Below are 13,094 nucleotides of genomic sequence, written 5' to 3' on the forward strand. Positions count from 1 at the left end.
ACCCGCGAGCGGATGGCCGAAACGGGTCGGTCCCGGCGCGGGGCCGCTTCCCACCAGTGCTGCATCGCGGGTCCGGAATCCCCTCAGACCGCGGCGCGCGCCGCCGCGACGATGGCGCTGACCCCGATCCCCGCCTGGTCCATCAGCTCCGTCGGCGTCCCGGAGGTGGGCAGCCCGCGTACCGCCAGGTGGGTCAGCCGGAACGGCTCGGCGAGGTCGGCCAGTGATTCGAGGACGGCCGAGCCCAGGCCACCCTCGGGGTAGTGGTCCTCGACGACCACCAGCCGGCCGCCGGTGTCCCGGACGGCGGCGAGCAACCGCTCCCGGTCCAGCGGCTTGACCGAGTAGAGGTCGATGACCCGGGCGTTGATCCCGGCGGCGGCCAGCTCGTCGGCGGCGGCCAGGCAGTTGTGCACCGTCACCCCGGCCCCGATCAGCGCCACCCGGTCGTCGTCGCCGCCGCGCAGCAGCTTGCTGCCGCCCACCGGGAAGGGTTCGTCGTTGTCGTAGAGCACGGGGTGCCCGCCCCGGGTGGTGCGCAGGTAGTTGACGCCCTTGCGGTCGACCATCTGGGCGACGAGAGCGGCGCAGGAGACGGCGTCGCTGGGATAGAGCACCGTGGACCCCTGGACGGCGCGCATGGCGGCCAGGTCCTCCAGCCCCATCTGGGAGGGACCGTCCGCCCCGATCTCCACGCCCGCGTGGGACCCGGACAGGGCGATGTCGGCCCGGGAGACGGCGGCCATCCGGACGAAGTCGTAGGCGCGGGAGAAGAACGCCGCGAACGTCGAAGCGAAGGGGCGGTACCCGCGCACCTGCAACCCGACCGCCGCGGCGACCATCTGCTGCTCCGAGATGAACATCTCGAAGTAGCGGTCGGGATAGGCGTCGGTGAACCGGTCGGCGCGAGTGGAGTCGCTGACCTCACCGTCGAGGACGACCACCTCCGGCCGGACGCCCACCGCGCGCAGCGCGTCACCGTACGCGTTGCGGGTGGCGACCTTCGCGCCCCGGTCGTAGCGCGGCAACTGGATGGGCTGAGCTGCGGGGGCGCCGGTGGGCGGGGCGGGCTCGGGCTGCGGCCCGGTGACGCGGATCTGGCGTACCCCGCCGAGAGCGTCGACGGCCCGCTCGGCGAGATCGGGCTTCAGCGGCTTGCCGTGCCAGTCCGGCTTGTTCTCGATCTCGGGTACGCCCTTGCCCTTGACCGTGCGGGCCAGCACGACGGTGGGACCGGTCGCCTGCCGGGCCCGGCCGAACGCGTCGTCGATCGCGGCCAGGTCGTGACCGTCGACGACGATCGCCTGGCAGCCGAACGCCTCGACCCGCCGCCGGTAGGTGTCCAGATCCCACTCCAGCTCGGTCGGCCCCCGCTGCCCCAACCGGTTCACGTCGACCAGCACGGTGAGGTTGCGCAGCCCGTAGTGGCCGGCCTTGTCCAGCGCCTCCCAGACGGAGCCCTCGGCCGTCTCGCTGTCGCCGCAGAGCACCCACACGTGGTACGGCAGCTGATCGAGGTACCGGCCGGCCAGCGCGATACCGACCCCGACCGGCAGTCCCTGACCGAGCGAACCGGTGGCGACGTCGACCCAGGGCAACGCCGGGGTGGGATGCCCCTGCAGACGCGACCCGAACCGGCGGTAGGTGTCGACCAGCTCCTGGTCGCTGATCGCACCCACCGCCTTGAAGACCGCGTACAGCAGCGGCGAGGCGTGGCCCTTGGAGAAGATCAGGTGGTCGTTGGCGCGGTTGCCCGGCTCCGCCCAGTCGTAGCGCACGTGCCGGGAGATCAGCACCGCCAGCAGGTCGGCGGCGGAGAGGCTCGACGTCGGATGCCCGGACGCGGCCCTGGTGCTGCACCGGATCGCGTCCACCCGCAGCTGGGCGGCGAGCTCACCCAGCTGGGTGAGCTGCTCCTCGTCGAGAGTCCGCTCTGCTTCCATCGTCACCGGTATCGCCTCCAGCGATCGGCCCTTCGGCCAGCCCTCGGTGCCGGGCCGTCCGGCCGATCGACCGGGCCGCTCGCCGCTGACCGGCTCCGCACCTACGGTAGCCAGGAAACCGGGTCGCCATCCGGTAACCACCGATATGCCGGCCTGAGTCCCGAAGCTCACCTCGCGACCGGGCGGCGCGGGCCCGCCGGGGGTGTCCGGGCGCGCACCGCCGTTTGCCATGGTGGTGCACGGGTAGATGCCGCCATTGGCCAAGAGGAGGGCTCCGACCGTGGACAGCAACGACTTCATCGGCATGGTGGCGAAGCGCGCGAACACGTCGTCGGCGCGAGCGACCGCTCTCACCCAGGCCACGCTGCGGACCTTGGCGGAACGGATAGACGGGGGCGAGGCTCGTGACCTCGCCACCCAGCTTCCCGAGGACCTCAAGGCGTACGCGTTCGCCTCCAGCGAGACCGGCGAGCGGTTCGGACTCGATGTCTTCGTGCAACGGGTCAGTGGACGCGCCGAGGTGGAGCCGGCGCTGGCCGAGATCGGCATGCGGGCGGTGTTCGACACCCTCCGCGAGACCATCCCACCCGGCGACTACGACGACGTGGTATCCCAGCTCCCGGCGGAACTCGGCCAGGTCGCCAACCCGGTGGCGCCCTTCGACGGGCGGCGCGCCCGCGGCTAGGCGCCGAAGTGCTGGTATTGACGATCTCTCCGCACTGAAGGACGGAGATTCCCTCCACGCTGCGCGTGGAACACGCGGCGTCCGGGAGGATTCCTGCTTCCTCGCGCGGCGCCGGCACGAGTGCCGGTCTTACCTGCGCTCCACAGGCGTTTAGGCTCTCGGCGCGTCCCGCCGCGAGCACGTTCATGGCCGCGTTGACGTCCCGGTCGTGGGTGCTGCCGCAGGGGCAGTCCCACGCTCGGACGTTGAGCGCCATTTTGTCGTTGATCCGGCCGCAGTCCGAGCACATCCGGGTGGACGGGAAGAACCGATCCACCCGGGCAAAGGTGCGCCCGTACCGGGCGGCCTTGTACTCCAACATGGCGGTGAAGCTGGCCCATCCTGCGTCGTGCACGGACTTGGCGAGCCGGGTCCGACCGAGACCGACGACGCAGATGTCCTCGACGTACACCGCTTGGTTGTCGCGGATGATCGTCGTGGAGAGTTTGTGCTGCCAGTCTCGTCGGGTGTCGGCCACCCGCGCGTGGGCGCGGGCGACCTTGACGACGGCCTTCTTGCGGTTCTGGCTGCCCCGCTGCTTGCGGGACAGGTCTTGCTGCAACCGGCGCAGCTTGCGGGCCGCGCGGCGTAGGAACTTCGGGGCGGCGACCTTCGTGCCGTCGGAGAGGACCGCGAAGTGGGTCAGCCCCAGGTCGATGCCCACCTCGGCCCCGGCTGGCGGCAGCGTCTCGTCCTGCGTGGTCTGCACGACGAACGACGCGAAGTACCGGCCCGCTGCATCCTTGATGATCGTCACACTGGACGGTGCGGAGGGCAGCGTCCGCGACCAGCGCACCTCCAGGTCGCCGATCTTCGGCAACCTGAGTCGGCCGTTGTCGAGGACCCTGAACCGGGCGTTGGCGGTGAAGCGGATGGCCTGCCGGTTGTCCTTGCGGGAACGGAACCGTGGCGGCGCGATCTTGCGGCCCTTGCGCTTGCCCGAGATCGAGGCGAAGAAGTTGCGGTACGCCGCGTTCAGATCGGCCAGGGCCTGTTGCAGGACAACCGAGGACACCTCGGAAAGCCACGCCCGCTCCGGGGTCGCCTTGGCTGCGGTGACCCGCTTGGACAGTTCGGCGTCCGACAGGTACGGCAGACCCTGCTCGCGGGCTTCCTGCCGCGCCCGCAGTCCGTCGTTGAACACCACCCGCGCGCACCCGAACGCTCGAGCCAGCGCTTCCTGCTGACTCGGCGTCGGGTAGACGCGGTAGTTGTAACGAAGCCGCACGTACAAAACGTACCACATGTACTATCGCCGGATGGACGATGCACCCCAGGTCGCGGTGAGCGACGCCCGCAAGGAAATCGGCAAGCTGATCGACGCGGCCCACTACGCCGGGCAGCACACCATCCTGGCGAAGAACGACGAACCACGCGCCGTTCTCGTGCCGTACCGGTGGTACATCGAACAGCGCAACCGCCCGGTTTAGGGGCACTGCTCGGGCCTTGGCGGCCCTCCCAGCGCGGGCCTTCACCCCCGCCCTCAAAGGGGCGGGGCACTGGCCCGCATCCCGGTCGGGTACTGGTTGTCGCCGCAGCCGTAGATCGCCTGGGAGACGTTGTTCTGCGCGCAGTAGTACGGCCCGGCGGCGAAGATCGCCGCGCCCCGGATCCGGGACGAGTAGGCGACGTGCAGCTGGGTGGCCATGTAGCCACCGGAGGAGACGCCGGCGACGTAGACGCCGGAGACGTTGTACGCCCGCAGCGACCCGGAGACCGGGGCCTTGGTGGACGGGGTGGCGGCCTGGGCGGGGGCGGTGGTGGTCAGGACCAGCAGCAGGACGGCGGCGAGGACGGTGGTGGCTTTCAGCGGTGTCTTCACAACGCTCTCCTGTCCGGGAGCGCCGGCGGTGGTGTCGGCGTGCGCAGACGCTAACGTGACATAGACCTCACTGGATATGAGCGGGGCCGACACGTCGGGCGGCGCCGGTGTGTAGCCCTCGCCCATTCGGGAAGCTGCCGATGCCGCCATTCCGGGCCCGTTCCTAGCGCGCCGCGCAACCCCGCGGCAAGTAGCGCGTCGGGTCCCCGTCAGCAGAAGGACCTGAGTGGACGCTCAGCCCGTCCGCTCAGCGCCCCACCCCGCACCGTCGGCCCGATGGTTGTCAGACCGCCGGCCGAAACCTTCCCCCTGATGCGCCGGTGTCCGAACCGACCCCCGATGACTTGAATTCAAGGGGCAGAAAGTCTCCTCGGCACACCACCGGCCGACCCGCCGCGCAGGTGGCATCGAGGGCGAAGGGACCACCATGACCGTTCCGTCCAGCCTGCCCCTGGTGCTCTGCGGCCCCATCGTGCGCCGGGTCGACCCGACCAGTGCCACCGTCTTCGTCGCCCTGAAGGCGGACTGCACGGTGACGCTGACCGTCTTCGCGGTGGGCCCGGGCCCGGGTTTCGCCAGGGGCGCGACCGTGGGTACGGCCAGCCGCACGACCGTACGCCTCGCCGACCGGCTGCACGTCGTCGCGGTGACCGTCGCCGGGGTCACCCTCCAGCCCGGCACCCTCTACGGCTACGACCTGTCCTTCTCCGGCGGCGCGAGCGCCGGCAGCCTCTTCGACGCCGAAGTGGTGGCGGCCGACGCGGCCACCGCCCGGAAGGCGATGACGTACCAGGGGCACCCGCAGGCGCCCGGCGCGGTGCCGGCGTTCCCCACCTTCGCCACCCCGCCGGCCGACCCGAACCGCCTGCGGATCTTCCACGGGTCGTGCCGCAAGCCGCACGGCGAGGGGTACGACGCGTTCCCCGCCCTCGACCCGATCATCGCGACGGCCGGCGGTGACCCGCTGCTCCGGCCGCACCAGCTGGTGCTCGGCGGCGACCAGATCTACGCCGACGACGTGGCCGACCCGCTGATCGCGCTGGTCCACGGCCACCCCGCGGTCCCCGCCAGCGGCAGCGAGCCGGAGGTGCCCGCGTACCTCGGGGTGGCGGCGCGGCTCGGCCTGGCGCCGGAGACGCTGCCGATCGGGACCAGCGCACAGCCCACCGACGCGGCGTACCTACCGGGGAAGCGGGCCACCACGATCGAGCGGGACGCGAAGTTCACCTCCGGCGCAGCCGACAGCCACCTGATGTCGCTGCGCGAGTACCTGTGCATGTACCTGATGGTCTGGTCGGACGTGCTGTGGCCGGAGAGCTGGCCGGCGTTCGAGCACGTGCTGCCCGCCGACACCCGGATCCTGAAGGACCCGCAGGACCGCCGGCCGGGCGAAACGGTGTACGACCTGATGCGCGCCGGCCGGGCGTACACGCCGAGCGCCCAGCAGAAGGAGATCATCGGCCGGTACGAGCGGTGGCAGCGGCAGGCGCTGGGCCTGCGGGCGTTCCGGACCGGGCTGGCGGCGGTGCGCCGGCAACTGGCGAACGTGCCCACGCTGATGGTCGCCGACGACCACGAGGTCACCGACGACTGGAACATGACCCGCTCCTGGGTGACCGACGCGGTGGTGAACGCCCCGCTGGGCCGGCGGATCGTGCGCAACGCGATGGCCGCGTTCGCGGTGTTCCAGGCCTGGGGCAACACCCCGGACCGGTTCGCGGAGGCGGGCGCGGCGGGTGAGCCGGGGCGGGCAACGCTGGCGGCGCTGCGCGGCTGGTCGGCGACCCCTGGCGACGCCGACGACCAGGCGATGCGGACCCGGCTCGGCCTGCCCACGGGCGTGACGCCCGAGGGACGACTGGTCCGGCCGGCGGGCGCGCTGACCTACCACTACACGGTCACCTGGCCGCGCTACCAGCTCGTCGCGCTGGACACCCGCACCTGGCGGCAGTTCCCGGGCGGGGCCGGCCACCCGGGCGGGCTGCTGCTGGACGACGCACCCCTCGACGAAATGATCACCGGTGGCGGGGTGCTCGGCGACGACGCGGTGACCGTGGTCGCGCAACCGGTGGCGCTGTTCGGGGTGCCGATCCTGGAGCAGGTGGCGCAGCCGTTGGCCCGGGCGACCGCCGGCCGGTGGACGGCGGACGCCGAGGACGCGTGGGTGTCCAGCGACGCGGCCGTCCACAAGATTCTCGGGCGGTTGTTCGCCGCCGCGCCGGCCGGCCCCGACGGGGTACGCCGACGCCGGCTGGTGCTGCTCGGCGGCGACATCCACTTCGGCTCGGCCGAGCGGATCCGCTACTCGGCCGTCCTGCCGTACGGGTGCGGACCCGACCGGGCGAAGCCGTACCAGGGGGTCAACCGCACCGAGGGGGTGATCGCCGGCTTCGTCGCCAGCGCCCTGCGCAACGAGGACTGGAAGACCCGGGCGCTGCACAACGTCGGCTACGTGCCGCTGCTCGACGTCACCGGGCGGATCGACCTGGTGGGGTGGGCCAACGAACTGCCCGACAAGGAGGGGCAGCGGATGCAGGCCGGCCTGCAGGTGACCGTAGCCGCCGACGACGTCACCGGCTGGTGGGTGTCGGGGCGTCCCGCCGTCAGCGACATCGACGCGCTGCGCCGACTGATCCGGCAGCCGGACTGGAACGTGCACGTCGAGTTCGTCCGCCACGACGAGGCCGACCCGACGGTACGCCGCGACGGCACCCCCGAGTCGGTGGTGGACCCGGCAGGTCTGCCCCGCGACCAGGCCCTGGCCCAGTACCTGGCGGCGGCCCGCAACCTGGACCGTTACAAGGGATCGTGGGAGAGCGGCAAGGAGATCGTCGGCTACAACAACCTCGGCGAGATCACGTTCGACTGGCCCGCCGGCGAGTGCAAGTCGGCCACCCAGCGGCTCTGGTGGCACCTGCCGGGCGAGAAGCGCGCCGCCGCGCTGAGCACGTTCACCGTCGACCTCTCCTACGGCTGCTCGCTCACCGAGACCGCGCCCTACGGCGGCTGGCTGCTGCGCCCCGACGACCGGGACGCCACCGCCACCGCCAAGGCCCGCTACGACGGGGGGGAGCGCCCGGCCGTGCTGGTCACCGAGCGCTGGGTGAGCCGGTTGCAGCACGACCTGGCCACGCTGGGGTTCCTCACCCCGGGCGAGATCGACGGGGGGTACGGCATGGTCACCTACTGGGCGGTGCGCGAGTTCCAGACGTACGCCCGCGCCGCCCGTACCGCCGTCGAGGCGGCCGGGTCGACCGCGCCGCGCTGGTCGGACCGGCTGCAGCCGGTGGACGTGCCGGAGGCCGAGCGCTACCTCGGCCCGGTCAGCGGGGTGGCCGACCTGGCCACCCAGGTGGCGATGAAGCGGTGGCTGCAGAAGCGGTGGCGCTGCCCGGTGGTGGTGGAGTCCTGGCAGGTGGCCGGCGACAGCCCGCAGCGGTTGGCCGCGCCCAACGTGTGGATCTTCGACGAGGTGACCGCCGCCGACCAGCGGCTGTACTCGCGGGTGGTGACCGGCCGCCCGCCCGGCGCGGGCAGCGCCCCCGAGGGCCACCCGGAGCTGATCCGGCTGGGCTCCCACCGGCCGCACGTCACCGCCCCCGAGTGGTCCGGCCCGGTGCTCGCCGCCGAGTCGGAGCTGCTGCCCGAGGCCATCCTGCCCCGCCCGCAGGGGCACACCGCCGGCCCCACGCTGGGCGACCTGGCCGCCGCCATCGCGGCGGGCGGTGATCCGGGGGTACGCGCCGCGCGGCAACTCTCCACCTTCAAGGTGCTGCGCGCAGTGGCGGAGAACCGGGTGCCGGACGCCGCCGGCGGCTGGCTCGACTCGGTGGAGGCCTGCGACCCGGCGGTGATCCGGTTCGGCCCGTTCGGCTGGCGCGCGCACGGGCCGCTGGTCGCCCCCACCACGTTGCCGCCGGCGCTGGACATCGCCGCCGACCCCGGCGAGCTGTGGGCGTACCTGGCGTTCCTGCGCGCCACCGACCGCGACGCGTACGACGCCCTGGGCGGGCAGGGCGGCGTGACCGCCGTGCCGGGCTGGGGTCGAGACGGCGCGGGACTGCTCTTCACCGACCTGCGGGTCCTGCGGGCCCGAGCCGCGCAGGCCGACTCCACCGGGGCGGCCCGCGAGGGCATCGGCACCACCCTGGAGCTGCTCGGCCTGCGCTCCTGGCACTGGATGCACCGGTACGCCCTCGCGCTGCGCGGGCACGACGGAGTGCGGCGCGGGCTGTGGACGTTCGCCCGGCAGCGGCTGCACGACCTGCTCGCCACCGACTGGGACTCCCCCGACCCGGCGGTCACCCCGACGGTGGCGGACGTGCCCGCCGCCGACGGCACCCCCCGCCGGGCGCGGATCGGCGACCTGTTCACCTCCGAGCGGTCGGTGGCGGTGCTGGCCTGCTGGCAGCAGTACCGGGCGCACCAACTGGTCGCCCTCGGCCCACCCGCCTCGGCGGCGGAGAAACCCGAGTTCCGGACCCGCCCCCGCGCCGCCACCGAGCTGCACCAGGTGCTGGTGCGGGCGAAGACGCTCGGGCCGGACTTCGCCGGCGCGCCCACCGGCTGGACCGACGCGCACGAGACGGCGCTGGTCACCGCGGTCCGGCAGGTCGTCGCCGCCGACGGCGAGGTCGCCGCCGCGCTGGCCTCGGTGATCGGCTGGCCGTCCTGGCCGACCGGGCGGCGCTACACGCTGCCGGTGCCGGCGCTGCCCGCCGCCGAGCAGGGCCTCTCGGCGGCCCGCGGCTCGCTGCGACTGGACCTGGCTGACCTGCCGCGGGTGACGGCGTGACCGGGGCTGCGGCAGCCGCCGAGGACAGTGGCATGACCCGGGCCGCGGCGGCCGACGGCCGGGCCCGCCGGAGCGGCGGCCGGCAGCGGGACCGGCGGAGCGGACGGACAGGGGGACCGATGAGCGACCAGAAGAACGCCCTCGCGCTGCTGTGGGACGAGGTCCTGCTGCTGGCCGAGCCGCTGCTGTCGGCGTACGACCCGTGGCGGCGGGCCCGGCTGCTGCGCGCGCTGGGCTGGGATCTGGAGGCGGCCAGCGGGTTCGACGCCGCCCGGTTCGAGCAGTGGCTGGGCACCATCGGCGCCGCGCTGGACACCCTGTCCGCGGCCCGCGACGACCTGAAGCTGAGCAGCCTGGACGGGCTGCGCGCGCTCGGCGAGGCCGGCGGGAAGGCGTTCGGCCAGATCGGCGCGCTGCCGCCGGGGCTGCCCGAGGGGCTGCCCCCCGGCCTGCCCGCGGAACTCGCAGACGACCTGGTCGACCTGCTGGTGCTGACCTACCTGCTGCGCCGGATGCCCTGGTCGATCCCGTTGCTGGACCTGCTCGGCCTGGTCACCCCCGCCGCCGAGGCGCCGCCGAGCCCGCCGATGCCGCCCGGGGACGCCCCGATCCGGCTCCCCCGCCGCCGCGACGAACTGCACCTGGAACGCGTCGTCGACCTGGTCGCCGACCCCGGCGGCTACCTGCGCACGCTGTACGTCCCGGACGGCGTGACCACCCCGGAGGCGGTCGCCGAACTCTCCGCCCGGCTGCTGCCCCGGCTCGCCCGGGCCCTGCGCGCGCTCGGCCTCGACGCCGACCAGGGCGTCCGCCCCGACGTCGGGCCCAACCAGGGCGAGGTGGGCCGGCGGCTCGCCGACAACCTGCTGCGGCTGCGCTTCGGCGGGCTCCGCACCCCCGGCGGGCAGCCGCCGCCCGGAGCCGGTCTGGCCCCCTGGACCCCGACCTTCGGCATCGGGGCCACCCTCGGCCTCGCCAGCTGGGACGGACTGCTCACGGTGATCCTGGTCCCGACCGGCGAGGCACACCTGGAGGGCGCGATCGGCGACTGGAACGTGGCCACCGACCTCGCCGGCGCCGGACCGGCCATCGCCGTCAACACGGCCGGGGTGACCGTCAGCGGCGGCGCCGCCGCCGTGAAGTGGGTTGCGGAGATCGCCCGGATCGCCCCTGCCGGCCAGCCCGGCTGGGTACTCGGCGCCCCGGACGGCACCCACCTCGCCATCGGACAGGTCGTCGTCACCGGCCGGGCCAGCCTCGGCGCCGGCCGCGACGACGTCGAACTGGGCATCCGCGCCGGCCGCGCCGAGCTGGTGGTCCGCCCCGGCGACGGCGACGGGTTGCTGGCCAAGCTGCTGCCCGCCGACGGGCTCCGGGTCGGGCTCGACCTCGGTGTGGCCTGGTCGATGCGGACCGGCGCGCACCTGGCCGGGGCCGCCGCGCTGGCCGCCGAGTACCCGGTCCACCTGTCCTGGCACGGCATCGGGGTGGAGGGACTGCGGATCGCCCTGGAGGCGTCCACCGCCACCCGGGCGGTCAGCGTCGTCATCAGCACCACCATCCGCGCGGCGCTCGGACCGCTGCACGCCGTGGTGCAGAACATCGGCGTCCGCGCCGACCTGACCTTCCCGCCCGCCCTGCCCGCCGGCGACGGCACGCAGGCCCGCAGCGGCAACCTCGGGCCGGTCGACCTCACCCCCCGGTTCAAGGGGCCCGACGGGGTCGCGCTACGGATGGACAACGGCATCGTCTCCGGTGGCGGCTATCTCTTCGTCGACGAGGCCCGCGGCATGTACGCCGGCGCCCTGCAACTGGGCATGACCTCCACGACGCCCCTCGCGCCGATGAAGGGGTTCCGGCTCCAGGCCACCGCGATCCTCAACACCCGCAACCCGGACGGCAGCCGGCTCGCCGAGGCCGACGGCCGGCACACCTTCTCCCTGCTGCTCGCCGGCACCTACGAGTGGTTCCCCGGGCTGGTGCTGTTCTGGGGCATCTCCATCACCGGCCTCGGCCTGATCGTGGGCTGGAACCGGCGCACCAACCCGGAGGAGGTGCGCGCCGCCGCCCGCGCCGGCACCCTCGACGCGCTGCTCTTCCCCCAGGATCCGGTCGGCAACGCCCCCGCCGTCATCGCCACCCTGAGTCGGATCTTCCCGGTCGACACCACCGGCACCGTGCTCGGCGCAATGGTCCGGTTGAACTTCCTCGGCGGCCAGGTCGTCGCCGACCTGGCCGTGCTGGTGGAGTTCCCCGACCCGGTCCGCATCCTGCTGCTCGGCCGGCTGGTCATCGACTTCAAGGCCGCCGGGAAGTTCCGCCTCGACTCCGCCGGCATCGTCGACGTGGCCCGCCGGGAGATCAGCGTCGACGCGGCCCTGATCGACTCGAAGCTGTTCGGCCGCCCGGTCTCCGGGGAGATGGCGCTGCGCGCCCGATGGGGCTCCGGCGGCACGTTCGCCGTGTCCATCGGCGGTTTCCACCCCCGCTTCCCCGCCCCGCCCGGCTTCCCCACCGTCAAACGGTTCACCATCGCGCTGCAGAAGTCCGGCAAGGGCATCGACCTGCAGGCGTACCTGGCCGTCACCAGCAACACCGCCCAGTTCGGCGCGGAGCTGAAGCTGCACTTCGAGGGCGGTGGCTTCGTCATCGACGGCCGGGCGTGGCTGGACGTGATGTTCCAGTTCAAGCCGTTCTGGTTCACCGCCGAGATCGGCGCCACCGTGTCGCTGAAGTACCGCGACACGGAGCTGCTCGCGATCAATTTGATCATCGGCGTCAGCGGGCCGGGCCCCTGGAAGGCCTGGGGTGAGGCCAGGATCAAGTTCCTGTGCTGGGAGGTGTCCGGCCGCTTCTCCTGGACCGACGGCGACACCACCCACCCCCACGAACCCACCTACGTCAACGCCGGGGACACCCTCCAGGCGGCCCTGTCCACCCCCGACGCCTGGGAAATCCGGGCGATCGGTGCCGGCGAACCGGTCACGCTGCGGAACCTGACCGGCTGGACCGGGCCGATGCTGCTGCAACCCGGCGCGCTGCTGGGCGTCCGGGAGAACGTGCTGCCGCTGGACACGGACCTGCAACGCATGGGTACCTCCCGGATCACCGGGGCCAACCGGTTCACCCTGACCGGGGTTCGCGTCGGCACCGGCGAGGACGCCCTCGCCGGTCGGCTCGGCGACACGATCGTCGACGACTTCGCCCCCGGGCAGTTCCGCGACCTGTCGCCCGAGGAGCAGCTCACCACGCCCGGCGTCGTACCGCTGGCCGCCGGACGCACGGTGGCGCTGCCGGAGGGCACCTCGCTGCCGCCGGCCACGCTGACCACCTTCGCCGACCTGAGCGGCGACGCGGCGTACGACCGGGTGGTCATCGACGACCCCGACGCGGCCGGCCGGCCGCTGCCCGCGCCGCGACCCACCGCGCGCGTGGCCACCGGGGGCGGCGACCCGCTGGCCAGGTTCGCGGCGACCGCCCCGGCGGCCTTCGCGGAAAGCCGCCGAGCCGGCGCGGCCCGCTTCACCGGGCCCGCGCTGGACCTCGCCGCCACCCGTCCGAGACCCGGCGCCGCGACCGCCGACGGGCCGAGCGCCGCCGCGGCGACCCTCGACGACCCGAGGCCGGGCGCCGCCACCGGCGACGACCCGACGGCCGCAGGCCGCGCGGCGGTCGGAGGCCGAGAGCGGGCAGCGGGCGTGCCGACGCCCCGGCGGGCCGACCACGACCACCGGGGCGGCGGGGCACGCCGCCCCCGGGTCCGGGTGCCCCGGCCCCGGATCGCCGCCGTCGAGCTGGAGGTGCGCTGAC

Annotated in this window: 6 protein-coding genes and 1 pseudogene; 4 read left to right on the forward strand and 3 right to left on the reverse strand. The window is 73.7% G+C overall.

The genetic code is table 11. From position 1 onward, the window contains the following. Window positions 1-83 precede the first annotated feature (83 nt). Window positions 84-1,943 (reverse strand): transketolase, encoded by a 1,860-nt coding sequence (locus tag ACTMTB_RS24435; RefSeq protein ID WP_441148574.1) that lies wholly within the window; start codon window positions 1,941-1,943, stop codon window positions 84-86. A gap of 304 nt (window positions 1,944-2,247) precedes the next feature. On the opposite strand from ACTMTB_RS24435, the gene ACTMTB_RS24440 reads away from it, so the two are divergent. Next, complete coding sequence (locus ACTMTB_RS24440; protein WP_441148575.1) at window positions 2,248-2,628, forward strand: DUF2267 domain-containing protein; 381 nt, start codon at window positions 2,248-2,250, stop codon at window positions 2,626-2,628. A 232-nt stretch (window positions 2,629-2,860) separates the two neighbouring features. Here the strand turns inward: ACTMTB_RS24440 and ACTMTB_RS24445 are convergent. Next, a pseudogene (locus ACTMTB_RS24445) lies at window positions 2,861-3,913 on the reverse strand (RNA-guided endonuclease InsQ/TnpB family protein); the annotation flags it as partial. Window positions 3,914-3,926: 13 nt separating this feature from the next. Between ACTMTB_RS24445 and ACTMTB_RS24450 the strand changes: the two are divergent. Next, complete coding sequence (locus ACTMTB_RS24450; protein ID WP_357919788.1) at window positions 3,927-4,097, forward strand: type II toxin-antitoxin system Phd/YefM family antitoxin; 171 nt, start codon at window positions 3,927-3,929, stop codon at window positions 4,095-4,097. Between the two features lie 53 nt (window positions 4,098-4,150). Here ACTMTB_RS24450 and ACTMTB_RS24455 read toward each other — a convergent pair whose 3' ends face one another. Then, window positions 4,151-4,489: a hypothetical protein gene (locus tag ACTMTB_RS24455; RefSeq protein WP_441148559.1), complete on the reverse strand. Its 339-nt coding sequence runs from the start codon at window positions 4,487-4,489 to the stop codon at window positions 4,151-4,153. A gap of 427 nt (window positions 4,490-4,916) precedes the next feature. On the opposite strand from ACTMTB_RS24455, the gene ACTMTB_RS24460 reads away from it, so the two are divergent. Further along, window positions 4,917-9,284 carry a peptidoglycan-binding protein gene (locus ACTMTB_RS24460; protein WP_441148560.1) on the forward strand — a complete coding sequence of 1,456 codons (4,368 nt, stop codon included), beginning with the start codon at window positions 4,917-4,919 and terminating at the stop codon, window positions 9,282-9,284. 119 nt (window positions 9,285-9,403) lie between these two features. Then, window positions 9,404-13,093, forward strand: a complete 3,690-nt coding sequence (locus ACTMTB_RS24465) for a DUF6603 domain-containing protein (protein ID WP_441148561.1) — start codon at window positions 9,404-9,406, stop codon at window positions 13,091-13,093. The last annotated feature ends 1 nt before the right edge of the window (window position 13,094 follow it).

The organism is Micromonospora sp. L32 (assembly GCF_052068055.1).
GTDB lineage: Bacteria > Actinomycetota > Actinomycetes > Mycobacteriales > Micromonosporaceae > Micromonospora > Micromonospora purpureochromogenes.

Excerpts from the sequence above, each read along its gene's own strand:
- ACTMTB_RS24460 (WP_441148560.1), top strand. The coding sequence starts at position 4,917 with ATGACCGTTCCGTCCAGCCTGCCCCTGGTGCTCTGCGGCCCCATCGTG.
- ACTMTB_RS24435 (WP_441148574.1), bottom strand. The coding sequence starts at position 1,943 with ATGGAAGCAGAGCGGACTCTCGACGAGGAGCAGCTCACCCAGCTGGGT.
- ACTMTB_RS24465 (WP_441148561.1), top strand. The coding sequence starts at position 9,404 with ATGAGCGACCAGAAGAACGCCCTCGCGCTGCTGTGGGACGAGGTCCTG.
- ACTMTB_RS24440 (WP_441148575.1), top strand. The coding sequence starts at position 2,248 with ATGGTGGCGAAGCGCGCGAACACGTCGTCGGCGCGAGCGACCGCTCTC.
- ACTMTB_RS24450 (WP_357919788.1), top strand. The coding sequence starts at position 3,927 with ATGGACGATGCACCCCAGGTCGCGGTGAGCGACGCCCGCAAGGAAATC.